We start from the raw sequence: 17,606 nt of genomic DNA, 5'->3' as shown, positions 1-17,606 counted from the left end.
AGGCCAGCGGCTGGCCGCGCTCCCGACCGTGCAACCCCGAGCAGCACCTCTGCCATGAGCTGACGGATCAAAATTGGCTGTGTGGTTCCGTGTACCCGTCGGCTCCTGCTGTCCCCTGGTGAAGATGTCTTGGACAAGGCTGGCTAAGAACACGGACGGCGGCAGACGGGCGGTCGGGGCTGGCAGTCACTAGTGCGCGAGCGCAGAGGGCTGCACCCGATCAGCTGTCTGGCGACTATGACCAGGCTCCCCGACGGGGTTCATACGGGACCCGTGCACGGCAGTGGACGCTACGGGGCCGGTCAGCCCCCTGTTGCTCAAGCACTGGCGACCTGACATCAGTCTTTGACATCAACGGTCACGGCCGGGACCGGACGAGTGCGGACGGGGTCGCCTCGGGGCCGAACCCGGTGGACGTCTGCGGACGTTGCGAACCGTGCCGAGAACGCCTTGTAAGCGAGAACTCTCCTCTGCTCGTCTAGCCAGAGGAACTGGAATGCGGCTGTCAGGGCAAGCAGTGCCCTTCCTCTGCGTCGCTCGGTCCTAGCTCCTCGCACCAGGCTTGCTGCTGCCGCAGGAGTGACGCCATCAGCATGATCGCGAGAAGAGAGTTCTCGGGAGTGAAGTGCTTAACAGTCGGCTGGTGGGCTACCACGTGCCGCGAGAGAGCGTCAGGTGGCGAGTCGCCACTCCTGGGGAACCAGGGCGTAAAGAATCGCGGGATTGGTGCCATGACCAACTGCGCCGTGAACCCGAACGAGGGGTCCAGTGGGTTGGCCTCAAGCTCCAGCTTCGCCCAGAGGTACTTGTTCCTCCCTCGACGCCGTTCCCACGCGTCACGCTCGTCTCGAGAGTCATAGACGCGGACCCGGGGCGTAGAGGCCCAGGCCGCGAGCGGCTCGCCGAGGCTAACCGCCAGTGCCATCGCAGCCTCGACATGTCCCGTGCGATATGCCGCAATTGCCGCCTCTGCCAGCGGGACTTGGTCCTGCATACGTTCGTCGACGCACTCGCTCACCGCCTCGGCGCAGTCCTCGACCACAAGCGGGCACTGCTCGGCGAGTACCTCCGACAGGGCCGACCTAGTTGGTACGGCCACGAGCATTCGAACGATCTCCCGACGGGGCACCCAGGCCAACGGAATGCCCGCGTCGCGGGCGAGACGAAACAGCAGATGCGGATCAACTCCGGCGCCCCACAGGTTCGGCGGCCGAGACCATTCCAGGGCAGCCTGGAGCGCCGGCGACGAGGCCGCACGTTCGATGACGTCCAGGTCGTCCACCTGGTCCCGGCACTTGAGGATGTCGCCAATCCTCACGTAGCGGCCGCTCATGCCATCAATCCTCGCAACCCTGATGTGATCTTGCACCCCGGTTACTGCTCCGGCTGGCGGAATCCCAGCCGGAATGGCGGTCTCAGTCGTGGTCTCGTTCCCTGTCGTCCGTTGCAGTTCAGGGCCAGGCACCTACACGGTGCAGCCTGCGACGTGAACGTCACCGGTCGGTGCTGGATGGAGCGGCGCAGACCTCGAAAGCGTGTGAGGGGTCTGCGAGACGGCTGCCCGGCGGAGCTTGACGTCCACAGGAGCATCGGATCGCGGGGCGGCTAGTGACATGAAGGGCTGGCAAACGTACCGCTCATGGCCACCATGCGCAGATGTCGTTTTGTGCTTCCATGAGTTGCCGCGCAAGTAGTCCATCGGCGGAATGGCAAGCGATGTCAGCCGCTACCTGAACGCAGCCGTACCGGCGCAGCTGTCGGACTCCCAGCCGAGCGATGGCCAGGCCATATGGAGTGGCAAGTGGTATGGCCAGCGCATGCATTCGTGCAACAACGGCAAGAGCCACCGCCGGATCGCGGCCTTGTTCGATGTGCATCAAGTTGGCGAGTTGGTCGGCGGGCAGGTGGGGGGCGAGCTCGGTCAACGCCCGGATGCGGCGGTCCTCGTCGGTAATGGTCGTGGCCGCGCGCAGCGCTTCGGCGAGTTGGTCGGCGGGCAGGTGGGGGGCGAGCTTGGCCAACGCCCGCATGCCGTGCTCCTCGTCGGTGATGGCAATGGCCGCGTCCAATGCTTGCGTCAGTACGGCCGGTCGCTGGTCGGCGGGCAAGTGGGGGGCGAGACCGGTCAACGCCTCGGCCCGAGGACGCTCGTCGGTGATGGCGATGGCAGCGCCCAACGCTTCGGCGAGCTGGTCGGCGGACAGATGAGGGGCGAGACCGGTCAACGCGTCGGCCCGAGGGCGCTCGTCGGTGATGGCGATGGCGGCGCCCAACGCTTCGGCGAGCTGGTCGGCGGACAGATGAGGGGCGAGACCGGTCAACGCGTCGGCCCGAGAGGGCTCGTCGGTGATGGCGACGGCGGCGCCCAACGCTTCGGCGAGCTGGTCAGCGGACAGATGAGGGGCGAGACCGGTCAACGCCCAGGCGCGGCCCACCTCGATGTCGATCGCGGTGGCCGCGCTCAGCGCTTCGGTGAGTACGGCCGGTCGCTGCTCGGCGGGCAGGTGGGGGACGAGACCGGTCAACGCCTGGACGCATCCGTAGTCGTGGGCGATGGTGGGAGCGGCCCGCAGCGTTTCGGTGAGTTGGTCAGCGGACAGATGAGGGGCGAGACCGGTCAACGCCCGCACGCGGTTGGCCTCGCCGGCGATGGTGGTGGCCGCGCGCAGCGCTTCGGCGAGTACGGCCTGTCGCTGGTCGGCGGGCAAGTGGGGGATGAGACCGGTCAACGCCTCGGCCCGAGGGCGCTGGCCGGTGATGGCGGTGGCAGCCAGCAGCGCTTCGGCGAGTTGGCCGGCGGACAGATGAGGGGCGAGACCGGTCAACGCCTCGGCCCGAAGGCGCTCATCGATGATGGCGATGGCAGCGCGCAGCGCCTCGGCGTGTCGGCCGACGGACAGATGAGGGGCGAGACGGACCAGCGCCCAAGCGCGAGCATGCTCGTCGGCGATGGCGGTGGAAAGGTGCAGCGCCTCGGCGAGTTGGTCGGCGGTTAGGTAAGGCGCTAGATCGGCCAATGCCTTGGCTCGGGAGCCCTCGTCGGTGATCGCGGTGGCCGTGCGCAGCGCTTCGGTGAGTACGGCCGATCGCTGCTCGGCGGCCAGGTGAGGGGCGAGACGGACCAGCGCCCAAACACGAGGGTTTTCGTCGGCGATGGCGGTGCTCATGCGCAACGCTTCGGCTAGTACGGCCGGTCGCTGGCCGGCGGGCAGGTGGGGAGCGAGACCAGTCAACGCCTCAGCCCGGTAGTACTTGTTGCCGATGGCGGTCGCACAGCGCAGCGCCTCGGTGAGTTGGCCGATGGGCAGGTGGGGGGCGAGACCGGTCAGCGCCCAGCCTCGGGAGCGTTCGTCGGTGATGGTGGTGGCCGCGCGCAGCGCTTCGGTGAATACGGCCGGTCGCTGGTCGGCGGGCAGATGAGGTGCGAGACGGATCAACGTCCAAGTGCGGCCACCGGGCCGTTGCTCTACCGGTGTCTCCTCGGCAATGGCGGTGGCCGCGCGCAGCGCTTCGGCTAGTACGGCCGGTCGCTGGTCGGCGGGCAGGTGAGGCGCAAGAGCGATCAACAGTCGCGCGCGGTAGTACTCGTCGGCGATGGCCATGGCCAGACCCAACACTTCCGCGGGCAGGTGGGGGGCGAGGCGGGCCAACACCTCGGCACGGGAACCTTCCCGGGTGATGGCAGTAGCTGCGCGCAGCGCTTCGGTAAGTACGGCTGATCGCTGGTCGGCGGGCAGGTGAGGCGCGAGGCCAGCCAACACCTCGGCACGGGAACCTTCCCAGGCGATGGCAGTAGCTGCCCGCAGCGCTTCGGTAAGTACGGCTGATCGCTGGTCGGCGGGCAGGTGAGGCGCGAGAGCTGTCAGCGTCTCGGCCCGTTGGTGCTCGTCACTGATCGCGGTGGCTGCGCGCAGCGCTTCGGTGAGTACGGCTGGTCGCTGGTCGGCGGGCAGGTGAGGTGCGAGGCCAGCCAACGCCCTGGTACGAGCGTTCTCCCGGGTGATGGCAGTAGCGGCGTCCAACGCTTTGGCGAGTTGGTCGGAGGGCAGGTGAGGTGCGAGGCCGGCCAACGCTCTGGCGCGTTGGTACTCGACAGCGATGGCGGTGGCAGCACCCAACGCTTTGGCGAGTTGGTCGGAGGGCAGGTGAGGTGCGAGGCCGGCCAACGCTCTGGCGCGTCGGTACTCGTCGGCGATGGCGGTGACGGCGCGCAGCGCTTCGGCGAGTGCGGCCGGTCGCTGGTCAGCGGGTAGGTGAAGTGAGAGAGCGGCCAGCGCTTGCTGGCGGATCTCAGCATCGGCGAATCGCCGGGCGTGACCGAGTGCTCGGCCGACATCCCACACCTGGTTCTCCACCAGAGCACAGAGCAAGGCAGGGCTGATGTTGTTGGTCATTGTGTGAACAGTTGAGGTCACCAGCGCATACCGCAGCTCCAGCGCGAAACCGGTCAGCCGCTGACCAACCCGCTGCTGCCCATCGGTGACCGCCTCTGCCATCAGCCGCGCCTGGTCTACGTCCCTCAAGTAGCCGTCAACGGTAGCGGCCCGGTCGTGCCCCTCGAACCAAAGGTTGACCCGCTGGCCCTGTCCTGCCGAACGGTCACATGCCAACAACTGATGCAGATCATCAGCGCGACCCGCGCGCGCCAGGTGTCGCGCCAACTGCCGCAACGCGTACCCGCCGTCGCATCCGGCCAGCTCCGGCTCGGCGACCAGCTTGTCTAGTCCACGGTCCAGCCCGCCGAACCGCCCCAGGTATGCATCGGCTATCGCGCTGTGCGCGCTCACTACCGCCGCGGACAGCTCCCTGGCCATGACCTGCCAATCGTCCGGGTGCTCGCCGGCCCGGGGTGCGGCTAGCTGTCCAGACAGGAACTGCCGGAAACTAGCGTGATATATCGAGTACTGCCGCGCCTCACCCCCGCTAACCGTCAGGAACGGCCGCACCCAAAAGTCAGCGCACCGGCGGGCCATTAGCTCATTGTCGATGCCAGCGAACCGGGCGAGCATCGCTGTGTCCACCGGCTCACCCGCCGCAGCCCAGACCGCCAACGCGGCCCGCAACACCGGCCATTCCTGGTGGTGCTGCCAGCGGTGGACCTGCCGGCGGTAGAAGCCCCAGAGGTCCCCAGGCAGCTCGTCGACCTCGTTCGGGCGGCGCAGCCCATAGCGGATCTCTGCGAGCAGGTACCTCAGATAGACCCATACCCCACTGCACCGGTCCGCCAACACCGCACAGAACTCATCTTCGGTCAGGCCCGACTCGGCCAACCGAGCCATCAACACATCATCGGTGGCCACTTGGGTTAGATACTGGTCCAGATCGTCGCGGTTGCGCCGGTCATCGGCGGCGATCCGTAGCGTCGCCGAGGAGCAGGCTGGCTCCCCCCGCGAGTAGCCGGTCCGGTACGTGGCGACCACGAACACGCCAGGGGGCAGCGTCGCCGGTAACTCCAACGGCAACCCGCCAGGCAGAGGATCTCCGATTTCATCCAGCCCATCCACTACCACGACCAGCCGCCCACCTGCACCCGGTGCGGCCTTGGCCAACAACGCGGCGAACCCAGCCCCTGTCAAGGCCCAGCCCGGCAGCATCCCACCCGGTGCCACCGATTCCAGCCCCTGCGCCAGGATCAACTGCGCGGCTAGGTTTTGCCACGCCGCTACTACACCACCGGTGCTCTGCCGGCTGAAATGCCCTACATAGTTGCGGGTACGAACCAGCCACGCCGCGAATGCGGTCTTGCCCAACCCGGCATCGGCCTCCACCCACACGTATCCACATGGACGGCTGTCCAGAAACTGATCAAGCTGGGCGGTCAGCCACTCCCGCCCCACAAACTCTGAGACCTCGGCATCGGCGAACACCTGTGCGGGGTCGATCCGGGCCACATTCAGCGGCATGGACCCTGCACCGATCGTCAGCGATTCGATTACCCCGGTGTTGGCAAAGTTGATACCGCCGGTGTTCTGCTGTTCGATCCCTCCCGATCGGCGCAGACCTCCCACCGTTAGCGACCCCCATCACGCAGGTTTACGTCACGCATCACACCAGAGTTCGCCACATTCGTCCCGTCACTGTTGCGTTGAGACACTCGGCCACTACGGCCCACACCGGCAGCCGACGCCGAGGTGCCGCCGGACGGATGCCTCCACGCCAACCAACCCAGCACCGCGCCAGCCAAACCCAGCGGCGTCGACACGAAAAACCCGAGCACAGCAGCCCACTGGTCTGCCCGCTCCAGACCCTGATCTTGCAGAAAAAGTGCAAACCCAGCAAGGGCCACCGCGGCTAGGAGCAACCCTGCCGAGAACTTAGTCTTGAGCGACCGGCTCATTTGCCTATCGTCGCGAGCCTGAACAACCCAGCACACCTCCAAACGGACGAAATGCGGTGCCGAAGCCAGACACGGCTGAGCGACGGAACAGGCCCCCGGCCGCATGTTGATCGGAAGCGCGCATGCCCAAAACGAGCCGGTACGGTCGGCTAACGCGCCCGGACTCTGTAAGACGACGAAGATTTCTCTGTTGCCGACGGACTTAGCCCGCACCTTGGACGTCAGCAGTCCAGGTACCGGTCGGATCTTGGTAGACGCAGACTGGAGGAACGATCACCGGCTTAAGGGTCGTGATGGTGGTAAGGCAGAAGCACCGTGAAGGTCAACGGGCAAAGACCCGGCACAACCAATATCGAACAGTGTCGGCGACTGATGTCGGGCGATGGAAGCCTTCCCGCAGCTCAGCGGGGCGATCGGTCCGGTTGGAAGCGATCGCTGCAAGCCTCGGGTCTATGGGGTTCAGCCCCCCACGCTCAACGAAGGCAGCGAGGAGGCAGCGAGAGCATCGTCAAGGGCCGACAACGTCTGGCAGGGAGCAAGCGCGGCGGCCGTGGTCGGCAGCACTAGACAGCAACGGACGGCACCTGATGGCGCTGCGCCCCCGCGTTCGGGACGAAGAGGTCAGCCCTCACCGGAGGGGCGGCGTACAGCAAGGAAGTACAGCAACCGACCCGACCGCTGGAGGCTCAGAGCAGGCGGTAGGGGCTCGGGAGCTGCGCACGGTGCCGCAGGCGACCACCTCGCCGGCAATCCATAGGTTCAGGGTTCGAGTCCCTGGCGGCCCACTTTCCCGCAGGTCAGCGGCCCCGACCGGGTCGCCTTCGCCGTGATCGGGGGCCCGGTACGGCAGCGAAGTCCAGCACGCCGGCAGCCGTCCCGAGCGCGGCGGCCCTCGCACCGCCGCGCCGGGATGGCCGGGCCAGCTAGGCGGGTTGCTCCGCGTTCGGACGGGTCCGCTCGGCCCACCGCACCACGTACGGCGTCACGAGGCCCGCCAGGATGAACACCCCGCCGAGCACAAGCCAACCAGGCACTCCCCAGGTGATGCAGAACAGTGCCAGTACGGTGGGAGCCACCATGTTCGCCAAGCCGGCTCCGAACCCGAACAGCCCCATGTACTGACCTTGGGCGTGCGCGGGAGCGAGGCTGAATCGCAGTTCCAGCGAGCCGGCCGTGTGCCAGAGTTCACCGATCGTGTGCACGAAGATGCCAACGACGATGCCGGCGAGCGCAAGCCACGAGGGAAGTCCTGCCGCTGCGGCCATCGCGGCCATGCCGACGAAGAACGCCACACCGGAACGGCGCATGGCTTTCCCGGCGGCGACGCTGTCATCGACGCCTCGACTGGCCCGGACTTGGAGCAGTACCACCAGAGCGGTATTGACCAGTGCTGCTGCGCCAACCAGCCACCGGGGTGCGGTGGTGTGTCCGATGATCCAAAGTGGCAGGGCGAAGAGCAGGACCTGGTGGTGAATCGACATGATGCCGTCGAGCACGGCGATGGCGACATACCCCCGGTCCTTCAGCACCTCCCAGCGGTTGGCCCTTGGTGGCGCGGGCACGGGCGCCAGCGACGGCAGCGTCGCGATGATCGCGGCACTGGCCACGAAGCTGAGCGCATTAGCCATCACCAGGGTCAGGTAGGCCGGACGCGTGTCCAACTGCACGGCGAAGCCGGCTACCACGGCGGCGCAACTCCCCGCGAGATTGGCGACCGAGCGTAGGTAGGCGCGGTATCTGGTGAGGTGGGCACCGCCGATTCCGCGAACCAACGGGCCACGCGCCGCTCCGCCCGCTGAACGGGCAAGTTCCCCGATGCACAGCGCCACCAGGACCAGCCAGAACGACTGAACCAGTACCAGCACCGCCATTGCCACACCCTGAATGACGAGCATCCACAGGTAGACCTCTCGCGGCCCTCGTCGGTCAGCCAGATGCCCTACCGGCACGCCGGCAAAGAGGCCAACGCCGGCGGCGATGCCCAGTCCCAGGCCAACCTGAGCCAACGGGAGCCCGACGACGCGAGTGAAGAAGAGCGCGGCGCTGACCATGAAGACGCCGCTGCCAATCATGTTGACGAACGTTGCCAACGCGAGAATCTGCTGAGAACGCGTTTCAGGAATCAGTCCGCGTCGGATCAGCCTCGACCGTTCCCGCCCGTCATCGTCGACCGCGTCTCGTCCGAAAGATTGACCAGTCCGTTGATTCTGCAGAGCCTGCACAGGGTTGGCATCCTTCCCTTTGATGAGCTCGGCGAATCTAGCGAGACTGCCCTGAACTTGTAATCACAAGTTCGCCCGATACCGAGAATGATCAACGCGTGCTAGCTTTGTTTACGTTGGTAGGAGGCCGTGTGGGTGCCGCCCCTCGCGAGAGACCGAGGACCGCGAGTCAGGTCAGAGGACTGGCACGTCCACTCTCGGCGGAGCTTTCGCCATGGCGCGACTCAGGCCGCGTAGCTGGGGTCCGCGACGGTCTCGGCGATGCGGGTCAGCCAGTGCAGGTCGTTGGCCCGAGATTCTGGACTGGCCTCGGAGTTGAGGATGCTGCCCAGAAATACGGCGACGTCGTCTAGGTGCCGTTCGCTGCGGTAGTAGCTCAGCATGGTCTGGTCCGGTTCCAGCGGCCCATAGCCCCGACGGAAGAGTTCGGCGCGGTGCGCGTTGACCGGGTGGTCGCCGAAGTCCTGGCTGTAGACGAACATCAGGTCCCGCTCGCGCGGCGCGAGGATCGGCGCATCCCAGTCGACGACGTGCAGTGGACCGTCGCCGTCGGCAATCAGGTTGCCGGGGTGGATGTCGGCGTGGCAGATGACGTGTTGACCGTGCGTCACGCGGGAGGCGAGGTCATCGACCGTTTCCGACAACCGATGCAGCGCGGCACCGTACCGGTCCCACAAAGCGCCCGGGGCGTCGCTCGCCGCGGCCTGCTCGCCGAGGGTTTGCAGCCGCTCGCCCGCGCTCGACCGGTAGGTCTCGACCGGCAGGACCGCGGTGATGTCGGCGCTCGGCGTGACCGCATGCAGCTGCCCCAGGAACTCGCCGTACTCAATCCACTGGCGGTCGGTGAGGCCGCGGCCCCACAGACTGCCGCCGTCATGGAACGGGTAGAGCAGCAGCCGGTAGTCGCCGAACCTGCGCTCGGCTCCGCCGTCTGGCAGGTCGATCGGCGCTACGACCTGCCTGACGCCGTGCGCTCGGAGAAAGCCGGGCAGCAGGACGGCCGCCCGGGTGAACTCGCCGCGGCGCATCTTCAGGAAGTAGCGCTCGCCGTCGGACGTGTCTACCCGGTACGCCCATGCGTGCCCGTCGAGCCCGACCGGCATGAACACGAGATTGACGATGTCCACGGCCCAGGCGGCGGCCACCTCAGCCGCCAGCAACCGCTCGTCAACCGCAGGCTTGTCGATCACGGCCGAAGCGTTGCAGCCGGCAGTCCGGCCGGCAAGGCGGTTTCAGCCCCCATCCTCGTGTCGTGGTCCGACCAGCTGCCTACTTCAGGCGCCGGGACGAGATGTTCTCCTGGGCCAACAGTCGCAGCGACGCGACGAGGTTCTCGCCGAGGATGGTTCCGATCACCACGCTCTCGGCGACCTGATCGGGATCGGTCCGGGAGGCGACCGCAGCGACCTCCAGTTCGGTGAACCGTTCAACCGCCTCCGCGTAGGGGTCCAGGAGGTCGACCAGGTGATCCTGGCCGAGCGACCGCAGGACGCTGATGGTTTCTACCAGGGTGGCGATCGCAGGTGAGTCCGGCTCGACGGCCCAACCCCGCCGTTGGATGAGCTCCTGCACCTGCACAGCGGCGGCCGCGCGTGCGCTGTCGCCTGCGGTCAGTCGCCGACTCGGGGTGATGGCCCGGTGCACCGCCCCGATCCGTTCGTGCAGGGACAGGGTGTCGGAATCGAGCGCTTCCAGCACGGCTCTGACTCGGGCTACGGGAACCTGGGCCAGGTCGATCATGGCTCGGATCAGGCGAAGTCGATTCAGGTGGTGCTCGTCGTAGCTGGCCTGGTTGGGGCTGGTCAGCTCGCCGGGCGGCAGCAGGCCCTCCCGTAGGTAGTACTTGATCGTCGGTACCGCAACCCCTGACCGCCGACTCAGCTCCGCGATGCGCATCCCTTGACTTCCTCTCTCCACTGATGGACAGTAGCACTATCCATAAGCAGATAGCCGCGCTATCCATTCAAAGGGAAGATCATGCTCGAAGTGATTCTGGTGATGGCCCTGCTGGGCTTCCGCCTACTGGGTGCGCTCGGTGTGCGTCGGTTCGCCACCTGGGCGGCCAGCGCGGCACACGCGATGGCGGTCATGCTCGTCGTCACCGCGTCCGCGCATTTCGTTCCGCCGAGCGTCACCGTGATGCCGAACCACGCCGACCTGGTCCGGATGGTGCCGCCGGTCGTGCCGTTCGCCGATGCAATGGTCTACCTGACCGGCGTGCTGGAGCTGCTGGGCGCGGTGGGCCTGGTGTTGACCGCAACCCGCTGGGCGGCCGGGATCAGCCTTGCCGCGCTCTACGTGCTCCTGCTTCCGGCGAACGTCTACGCTGCCGTCAACGACGTGCCGTTCAACGGGGATGAGCCGACTCCGCTGTGGCTGCGCATCCCACAGCAGGTCCTCTACGTCGCCATCGCTGTCTGGGTGGCCCGATCGGCCGACAGCACGGTGGCCCGACGCGTCCTGCACCTGCCGCGCTCTGGCGTCGCAAGATCAGCGACCGTCGCCCGATAGCCCCTCGTCAAGCTGATCGGAAAGGAATTCGCCGTGCAGACCATGGCTCTCAGTACCGAGTCCCGCATGATCGCCGGGGTGGTTCTACTCACCATCGTCACCATCCAGGTCGGCGGCTGGTTCATGACCCGAATCGCCCGGGGCGCTGTGCCGATGACCGACTTCCAGAGGTCCTTCGCGCGCGCCGGGCACGGCCATGCCGGCGTACTGGTGATCCTCAGCCTGGTCGGCCTGCTCTATGTGGACGCCACGAGCCTCACCGGCGCCTTGCTGTGGATCGCCCGATTGGGATTGCCCGTCGCCGCGATCCTGATGCCCGCCGGATTCTTCGCCTCTTCCGCCGGCAAGAACGCCACCGGACCCAACAGACTCGTCTGGGTGCTGTGGATCGGCGCGCTCTCCCTGGCTGCGGGTGTGATCAGCCTCGGCGTCGGGCTGCTGACCGCCTGACAAGAATCCAGTGTCAGAGTTCGGGTAGTCGGATTCCGGCTACCACTCCTACCCCCACTCCCGGCGCACCGGAGGCTCCTCCGGCTCCTCGTGCGAAGGCTCCGTGTCTGTCGTCTCGACCAGCTCCTCGCGCCCGACCCGGGGCGGCAGCTTGCCGAACCTGTCGTGTCGCCGGACCTCGAACTCCTCGTCCGCTGCCCGGTCATTGCCTTCTCGGTCCTCACTCATCGCCGACCTCCCTCGTCGAGTCCCATTGTCCCCGCCGAGGCAGTCAGAGGTGCGTAGAGCTGGTGTCGCAGATCCTGATACCGAGGTGTCGCGCAGGCCCCGCGGCCGGGACGACGGCACCGCTCAGCCGAGCCAGAGAGCCGAAACGATGACGAGCACGGCCAGCACGATCAGGACCGCGAGGAGCGCCCCGTTGCCTCGCGTCGGTCCGGACCGGGTCATCCCCTCGGCGAACCGCGAGATGTCCTGGACCTGCCCCGCCGCCGTCAGCCCGACCGTCTCCTCCACCTCCGGCAGCGGCGGTGGCTCCGACACCGGCTGGGTCTCGTAGCGCGGCTCGATCCGGGGCGGCAACTGCCGGTAGCGGTCGTTCATGGGCCGAGTGTCGGCTCGGTTGTCAAGCAGAGCGGGGCCCTGACCGGGCGCGGAGCGCGCCGGCCAGGGCCTCGGATGGAACGCGGATCAGCCGACGCTGACCAGTCCGATGTCGAGGACAGTCTCAGCGCCCTGCACCAGGAAGACCTGGTCGGACTGGGCCTCCTGCTGCTCGATGCTGTCGTAGGTGACGACCACATCGGAGTCGGTGGCGTCGTCACCCACGTCCGAGGTGGTGAACCGGTGGGTGGTCGAAACCAAGCTCGCCAGCAGCTGGTGCTGCCCTTCGTGCAGCGCCAGCCGGTACGTGCCGTCGGCGTTCACCGTGACGCTGCGCGTGGTGCCCTCGTACGGCTGCACCGACAGGCCGAGCTCGCCCGTCGGCGCCACACCCTCCTCAGGGTCGCGCTGTCCGTCCGCGTCCACGTCCAGCCAGACCCGCCCGGTGAGGTACGCCGGCGTGGCGTAGACGAAGGCCGCCTCGTACGTGTTGCCGCGGGGGTTCTCCCCGGGGGTGCTGGTGGAGACGGCGATGGTCACCGGCAGTTGGTCACCCGGCTGCCCGCCCGCCGGCACCGGGCCGCTGAACGAGAGCAACGGGGTCTGCTCGCCCGGTGCCAGCGGTCCGTTCACGCACTCCCACTCCTGGTCGGTGACGATGGTGGTGCACTGCCAGGACGGGTCGGACTGGTTTCCGACGCCTCCCAAGGGCCCGGCTGGGGCGGCCACCCGGACGCGGACGTCCTGGGCGGTAGCGGTGCCGCGGTTGCCGAACCGCATCGGGTACTTGACCCAGTCCCCCTCGATCACCTCGTAGCTGAGGGGGGCGACACTCGACACGTAGAGGTCGGGATAGGTCACGCTCGCGTCGTAGGTGACCGTCTGCTTGGCCGAGTTGTTCTTGGTGCTCGACTCGCGGCTGGTGGACGTGACGGTGGCAACGATCTCGCCCGCCTGGCCGTCGGCGCCCGGCCGGAACTGGACTCCGAAGGTCATCGGGGCGGCAGTCTGGCCAGGTGCCAGTGCGGGATGGGTGCACACCATCGTGGGGCTGAGCACGCACTGCCACGAGTCCGACAAGGGGCCCTCGCCGCCGACGTACGCGTTGGCGGGCAGTTGGACGGTCACGGTGATTCCGTTCGCGGTCGCGACCCCCGCGTTCGCGACTGTGACGTCTGTCATGACGATCTCGCCCTGTACTGGGATCCGCGAGCGATCGGTGTTGAGGCCGACCGTGAGGTCGGCGCGGTCCACGGCAGCCGACGCGGGGCTCGCAGCGGCCACCGACCCGACGGTGGTGGCGAGGGCGACCAGCGCGAACGCGGCACCGGAGCGTCGTTGGAGGAGGTTCATGCAACTCCCTGTCCGAAGGGGACGGTGATCTGCGTACACCGGGCAGGGGCCCGAAATCAGGCAAGATCACCGATGCTTCCGAGCAACAGGCGATGTGGACGGTCCGGGCGTTACACGCCGTGGGGGAGGAAATGGTCGCCGCTTCGTCACCTGTCGGCGGCGCCCGGCCCCTGGTTTTCTCAGCGGTGAAAGATCACCAGAGAGAGCAGGGCTGACATGTCGATCCTCCGCCGTTCCCTCGCCGTCACGGGCGCGATCCTCGCCGCCGGCGCCGTCGCGCTGGTCGACGCGTCGCCGGCGCTGGCCAGCACGCCGTCGAGCTGCTCCAGCGTCCGCCAGATCGGCACCACCCGGGTGCTCACCGTCGGTGGCGTCCAGGCGGCCTCGGTCAAGCAGTACTACGGCTGCGGCTACAACTACGCCTACATCTACGTCTGGGAGCAGTACCGCGCCACCCACTCGAACTGGGACCTCTACGTCCACGTGATCAACGAGTCGGACAGCGGCAGCGACTACGGCGTGGGCCAGCTGAGCAACACCACCCGCGCCGAGCTGTGGGGCGCGCCCGCCAACACGGCGTCGTACTGCACCCACGTGACGGGCTACCTCAACAGCACGGGTGGTTCGACCAGCACCGTCTGCTGACCGCTGATCCACGACGCGGCCCGCCGGAGACAGCCGGCGGGCCCGTCCGGGCGTTCCGACCGCAGCCGGGACGCCAACCACCGAGAGACCGACCCCGAAAGGAACACCACCGGCATGAAGTTCACCATGCGGAAGGCGCTCGGCGTGGCCGCGGCGGTCACCGCGCTCACCGTCGCGCTGCCCAGCCCGGCCATGGCGTCCGACTCGTACCACGTCATGAACACCGGCGACGCGTTCGGCGGCGGCATCTTCGACTACAGCGGTGAGGCGTACTTCACCGAGCACGGCGACATCCTCAAGATCTGCGACACGGACGCCGACGGGTACGCGGTGAAGATGTTCGTCAGCCTCGACGACGCGTACGGGGCGCCGCTGTACGAGTTCAGCCGGGGCGGGGAGGGCAACTGCGCCACCCACCAGGCCAGCGAGGGTGGTGCCTACAACCTGCCGGAGAACCGTTACATCGGCTTCCTGTTCTGCCGGTGGAAGGACGGCCACGACAGCGAGTGCCGGGCCTTCCGGTTCTACAACGACTACTGACCGGGCCGGGGCGTCCCGGTCGCCGGGGCGCCCCACCACGGGAAGTGTCCTGCAGTGCGAACGGCCGACACCGCGCTGGCGACCCATCGGTAGCATTCAACGGCGATGGTCCACAGCGAGCAGTCGGTGACGCACGGCCCGGGCACCGCCCTCGGGGTCGACGGCTGCACCGACGCCGTCGAGGTGGGGCGGGGCGGCTTCGGCGTCGTCTACCGGGCCTGGCAGCCCGACTTCGCCCGCTGGGTGGCGGTCAAGGTGCTCGCCGCCGACTGGCACGGCCCGTCCCGCGCCCGCTTCGAGCGGGAGCTGCGGATGCTGGGCCGGCTCTCCGACCACCCGCACATCGTCACGCTGCACCAGGCCGGCCGCACCGCCGCCGGCAACCCGTACCTGCTGATGGCGTACGAGGAGGGCGGCTCGCTGGGTGACCGGCTGCGCGACGGCGCGGCCGGCGACTGGCGCGAGGCGGTCGCCGGCGGCATCGCGGTGGCCGGCGCGCTGGAGACCGCGCACCGCGCGGGCGTGCTGCACCGCGACGTCAAACCCGAGAACATCCTGATCTCCGGGTACGGCGAGCCGAAGCTGGCCGACTTCGGGCAGGCCCGGCCCCGCTCGGCCCGCCCGACCGGCGCGGACGGGCGGGTGACCGCGAGCGTGCTGCACGCCGCGCCGGAGGTGCTGCGCGGCGAGCCTCCGTCGGTGGCCGCCGACGTCTACGCGCTCGCCTCGACCGTGCTGCACTGGATCCGCGGCGCCCCGCCCTTCGCGCCCGCCGACGGGGAGTCGGTGGACTCGCTGCTGTGCCGGATCGCCGTCGACCCGGTGCCGGACCTGCGCCCGTTCGGCGTACCCGACGGGGTGTGCGCGGCGTTGGAGCGCGCGCTGGCCAAGGATCCGGCGCGGCGACCCGCCACGGCCGCCGCGTTCGCCGAGGAGCTGCGGGCGGCGCAGGTGGCGGCGGGCCTGCCGGTGAGCCCGTTCGTCCTCGGCGGCCCGGGCGGTGACGACCCCGCCGGGCCGTGGCCGCCGCCTCCCGCCGGCGAGGCCACGCCCCTGTCGCTGTCCGACCGCCGCCGGGCCGCCCTCGCGCTGTCGGCCACCGTCACGCGCCGGCCGTTGCGGGTACGCCGGCACGCGCTGACCCGCTCGCTCGGGCTGCTCGTCGCCCTGGCGACGGTGCTGGCCGCCGGCGGGTCGCGGGCGCTGCCCACGCCCGCCCCGGTGGAGCTGCCGGCCCAGGTGCCCTTCGGCGAGCTGGAACTCAACGCCGAGTCCCCCGAGCAGGTGGTGGCCGTCGGCAACCGCGCGGACCGGCCGGTGCGGTTGACCGGGTTGACGCTGACCGGGCCGTCCCGGAGCGACCTGCGGATCGTCGCGGACGGGTGCACCACCCGACCGCTCGCGCCGGGCGACCGGTGCGCGGTGCGGCTGGTCGCCGTCCCGCACGCCGCCGGGCCGATCCGGGCGTCACTCGAGCTGACCGTGGACGGCCGGCGGCTCGCCACCCCGGTCGTGGGCACCGGCCGACCCCGGTCCGCCAGCCGGGACGACGCGCCGCCCGGCCCCTGCTACGCCGACGCCTACCAGGTCGGCGCGTCCGCGTACGGGCACGCGGGCGGGCTGCGGGCGATCTCCGTCAAGCAGTACTGGTCGCCGAGCTGCCGGGCCACGATGGCGTACGTCTGGGTGTGGAAGCAGTACCGGGACAACGCGGCCACCGACGGCGGCACCTGGACCGTCGACCTGGGGGTACGCGCCGACCGGCCCACGACCGCCCGACAGCGCGCCGTCGGGCAGCCGTACGAGCTGTGGACCGAGCCGTACCCGTCGGCGGGGCGGTGCACCACGGCGACGGCGACGGTCACCGCCGACCGGTCGAAGGTGGCCACCACCGCGACCACCGAGCCCTGGTGCGACCGGTGACCGCCGGATACCTCGAGGTCCACGGGGTGGGCGCGGTCCGGCTGGTGCCGCTGACCACCGACGCGTTGACCATCGGCCGGGCGCCCGGCAACGAGCTGCCCATCGACAGCAAACTGGTCTCCCGGCTGCACGCCCTGGTGGAACGGTTCCCGTCCGGCTGGACGATCCGCGACCTGGGCAGCACCAACGGCACCACCGTCAACGGCGCTGCGGTGCGGGAGGCCCGGCTGCTGCGCGACGGCGACCGGGTGGAGATCGGCCCGGCCCGGCTGCTGTTCCGCGCGCCGGCGGAACTCACCGGCACCCGGACGGTGGGCGTCGAGCCGCCGCCGGCGCCCCCGGCGCTGACCCGGCGGGAACAGGAACTGGTCGAGGTGCTCTGCCGCCCGTACGTCGAGGGCGGCAGCGCCTTCCCCGAGCCGCCCACCGTGCGGGCGCTGGCCACCGCGCTCGGCGTCAGCGAGAGCGCCGTGAAGAAGCACCTGACCAACCTGTACGACAAGTTCGGGCTGGTCACCAACGACGAGCGGCGCCGGTCCCGGCTGGCCGGCGAGGCGGTGCGCCGGGGAGCGGCGGGGCTGCCCGGCTGACGTACGCGTGCCCTCCGGACCACGTCCCACGCGGCCCGGAGGGCACACCCCCCTGTTTCCTCCAGGCGTGTCGCGCCCCGCGAAGGGTCCGACGAGGTCGCCGGCGCACGCCTCCCCCGGTGCGCCGGGCGCCGGGCCGGAGGACGTGGCCGACAGCGCCCGCCAGGAATCACACCAGGCCGGGCGGCCCGCCGACAGGTGTCCGAACGGGGAGGGTTTCCGCCGGCGGCCGCCCAGCGGTGTCCGGGAAGATCGACAGGATCTGCTCGGCGGCGGCCCGGTCGGCGGCGAAGTTGTGGCAGCCACCCAGGAAGTAGTCGTACATCCGGGCCACGTTGGGCCGCAGCTCGGCGTCGGTCGGCACGGTCACCGGAAACTCCCCTCGCTCGGCGACGTCGCGCCTGCCTGTCTAGCACCCGCAGCGACGCTACG

15 protein-coding genes are annotated in these 17,606 nt (G+C 69.0%); 6 read left to right on the top strand and 9 right to left on the bottom strand.

The window, feature by feature from the left end; all coding sequences use genetic code 11:
- Positions 1 to 505 precede the first annotated feature (505 nt).
- The 5 genes from ACTWM8_RS01465 to ACTWM8_RS01445 all read right to left on the bottom strand — a co-directional run bounded on the left by ACTWM8_RS01465 (position 506) and on the right by ACTWM8_RS01445 (position 10,455).
- The gene (locus ACTWM8_RS01465) at positions 506 to 1,333 is read right to left on the bottom strand and encodes a hypothetical protein (protein WP_446212205.1); all 828 of its coding nucleotides are present in this window, start codon (positions 1,331 to 1,333) and stop codon (positions 506 to 508) included.
- Positions 1,334 to 1,637: 304 nt separating this feature from the next.
- Positions 1,638 to 6,008, bottom strand: coding sequence for a hypothetical protein (locus tag ACTWM8_RS01460; protein ID WP_446212204.1), 4,371 nt, complete (start codon positions 6,006 to 6,008; stop codon positions 1,638 to 1,640).
- A 1,252-nt stretch (positions 6,009 to 7,260) separates the two neighbouring features.
- A complete protein-coding gene (locus ACTWM8_RS01455) occupies positions 7,261 to 8,427 on the bottom strand; it encodes an MFS transporter (RefSeq protein WP_446212203.1) in 1,167 nt (388 codons plus the stop codon).
- A 356-nt stretch (positions 8,428 to 8,783) separates the two neighbouring features.
- A complete protein-coding gene (locus tag ACTWM8_RS01450; RefSeq protein ID WP_446212202.1) occupies positions 8,784 to 9,749 on the bottom strand; it encodes a phosphotransferase enzyme family protein in 966 nt (321 codons plus the stop codon).
- A 79-nt stretch (positions 9,750 to 9,828) separates the two neighbouring features.
- A complete protein-coding gene (locus ACTWM8_RS01445; protein WP_446212201.1) occupies positions 9,829 to 10,455 on the bottom strand; it encodes a MerR family transcriptional regulator in 627 nt (208 codons plus the stop codon).
- A gap of 81 nt (positions 10,456 to 10,536) precedes the next feature.
- Between ACTWM8_RS01445 and ACTWM8_RS01440 the strand changes: the two genes are divergently transcribed.
- Together ACTWM8_RS01440 and ACTWM8_RS01435 are read left to right on the top strand one after the other, a co-directional pair.
- Positions 10,537 to 11,070, top strand: a complete 534-nt coding sequence (locus ACTWM8_RS01440; RefSeq protein WP_446212200.1) for a DoxX family protein — start codon at positions 10,537 to 10,539, stop codon at positions 11,068 to 11,070.
- 42 nt (positions 11,071 to 11,112) lie between these two features.
- Positions 11,113 to 11,520, top strand: coding sequence for a hypothetical protein (locus ACTWM8_RS01435; protein ID WP_446214438.1), 408 nt, complete (start codon positions 11,113 to 11,115; stop codon positions 11,518 to 11,520).
- Positions 11,521 to 11,568: 48 nt separating this feature from the next.
- Here ACTWM8_RS01435 and ACTWM8_RS01430 read toward each other — a convergent pair whose 3' ends face one another.
- From ACTWM8_RS01430 to ACTWM8_RS01420, 3 genes are all read right to left on the bottom strand, one after another.
- Complete coding sequence (locus ACTWM8_RS01430) at positions 11,569 to 11,748, bottom strand: hypothetical protein (RefSeq protein WP_446212199.1); 180 nt, start codon at positions 11,746 to 11,748, stop codon at positions 11,569 to 11,571.
- 123 nt (positions 11,749 to 11,871) lie between these two features.
- Positions 11,872 to 12,123 (bottom strand): hypothetical protein, encoded by a 252-nt coding sequence (locus tag ACTWM8_RS01425; RefSeq protein ID WP_446212198.1) that lies wholly within the window; start codon positions 12,121 to 12,123, stop codon positions 11,872 to 11,874.
- A gap of 87 nt (positions 12,124 to 12,210) precedes the next feature.
- Entirely contained in the window at positions 12,211 to 13,476 is a 1,266-nt protein-coding gene (locus ACTWM8_RS01420; protein WP_446212197.1) for a hypothetical protein, read from the bottom strand.
- Positions 13,477 to 13,692: 216 nt separating this feature from the next.
- On the opposite strand from ACTWM8_RS01420, the gene ACTWM8_RS01415 reads away from it, so the two are divergent.
- The 4 genes from ACTWM8_RS01415 to ACTWM8_RS01400 all read left to right on the top strand — a co-directional run bounded on the left by ACTWM8_RS01415 (position 13,693) and on the right by ACTWM8_RS01400 (position 17,174).
- A complete protein-coding gene (locus ACTWM8_RS01415) occupies positions 13,693 to 14,121 on the top strand; it encodes a hypothetical protein (protein WP_446212196.1) in 429 nt (142 codons plus the stop codon).
- A 114-nt stretch (positions 14,122 to 14,235) separates the two neighbouring features.
- Positions 14,236 to 14,661 carry a hypothetical protein gene (locus tag ACTWM8_RS01410; protein WP_088959423.1) on the top strand — a complete coding sequence of 142 codons (426 nt, stop codon included), beginning with the start codon at positions 14,236 to 14,238 and terminating at the stop codon, positions 14,659 to 14,661.
- Positions 14,662 to 14,766: 105 nt separating this feature from the next.
- Positions 14,767 to 16,584 (top strand): protein kinase domain-containing protein, encoded by a 1,818-nt coding sequence (locus tag ACTWM8_RS01405; protein WP_446212195.1) that lies wholly within the window; start codon positions 14,767 to 14,769, stop codon positions 16,582 to 16,584.
- Entirely contained in the window at positions 16,581 to 17,174 is a 594-nt protein-coding gene (locus ACTWM8_RS01400) for an FHA domain-containing protein (protein ID WP_441171630.1), read from the top strand. The genes ACTWM8_RS01405 and ACTWM8_RS01400 overlap by 4 nt, the downstream gene beginning before the upstream one ends.
- A gap of 169 nt (positions 17,175 to 17,343) precedes the next feature.
- Here ACTWM8_RS01400 and ACTWM8_RS01395 read toward each other — a convergent pair whose 3' ends face one another.
- Positions 17,344 to 17,544: an SAM-dependent methyltransferase gene (locus ACTWM8_RS01395; RefSeq protein WP_446212194.1), complete on the bottom strand. Its 201-nt coding sequence runs from the start codon at positions 17,542 to 17,544 to the stop codon at positions 17,344 to 17,346.
- Between the last annotated feature and the right edge of the window lie 62 nt (positions 17,545 to 17,606).

Source organism: Micromonospora sp. IBSANI012 (assembly GCF_052814045.1).
Note: the sequence above shows the minus strand (reverse complement) of the source record. Positions and strands in the feature narration are given on the sequence as shown.

Bases quoted from the DNA above. Each gene is read 5' to 3' on its own strand.
- ACTWM8_RS01430 (WP_446212199.1), bottom strand. From the start codon at position 11,748: ATGAGTGAGGACCGAGAAGGCAATGACCGGGCAGCGGACGAGGAGTTC.
- ACTWM8_RS01435 (WP_446214438.1), top strand. From the start codon at position 11,113: ATGGCTCTCAGTACCGAGTCCCGCATGATCGCCGGGGTGGTTCTACTC.
- ACTWM8_RS01445 (WP_446212201.1), bottom strand. From the start codon at position 10,455: ATGCGCATCGCGGAGCTGAGTCGGCGGTCAGGGGTTGCGGTACCGACG.
- ACTWM8_RS01425 (WP_446212198.1), bottom strand. From the start codon at position 12,123: ATGAACGACCGCTACCGGCAGTTGCCGCCCCGGATCGAGCCGCGCTAC.
- ACTWM8_RS01410 (WP_088959423.1), top strand. From the start codon at position 14,236: ATGAAGTTCACCATGCGGAAGGCGCTCGGCGTGGCCGCGGCGGTCACC.
- ACTWM8_RS01465 (WP_446212205.1), bottom strand. From the start codon at position 1,333: ATGAGCGGCCGCTACGTGAGGATTGGCGACATCCTCAAGTGCCGGGAC.
- ACTWM8_RS01415 (WP_446212196.1), top strand. From the start codon at position 13,693: ATGTCGATCCTCCGCCGTTCCCTCGCCGTCACGGGCGCGATCCTCGCC.
- ACTWM8_RS01420 (WP_446212197.1), bottom strand. From the start codon at position 13,476: ATGAACCTCCTCCAACGACGCTCCGGTGCCGCGTTCGCGCTGGTCGCC.
- ACTWM8_RS01405 (WP_446212195.1), top strand. From the start codon at position 14,767: ATGGTCCACAGCGAGCAGTCGGTGACGCACGGCCCGGGCACCGCCCTC.
- ACTWM8_RS01440 (WP_446212200.1), top strand. From the start codon at position 10,537: ATGCTCGAAGTGATTCTGGTGATGGCCCTGCTGGGCTTCCGCCTACTG.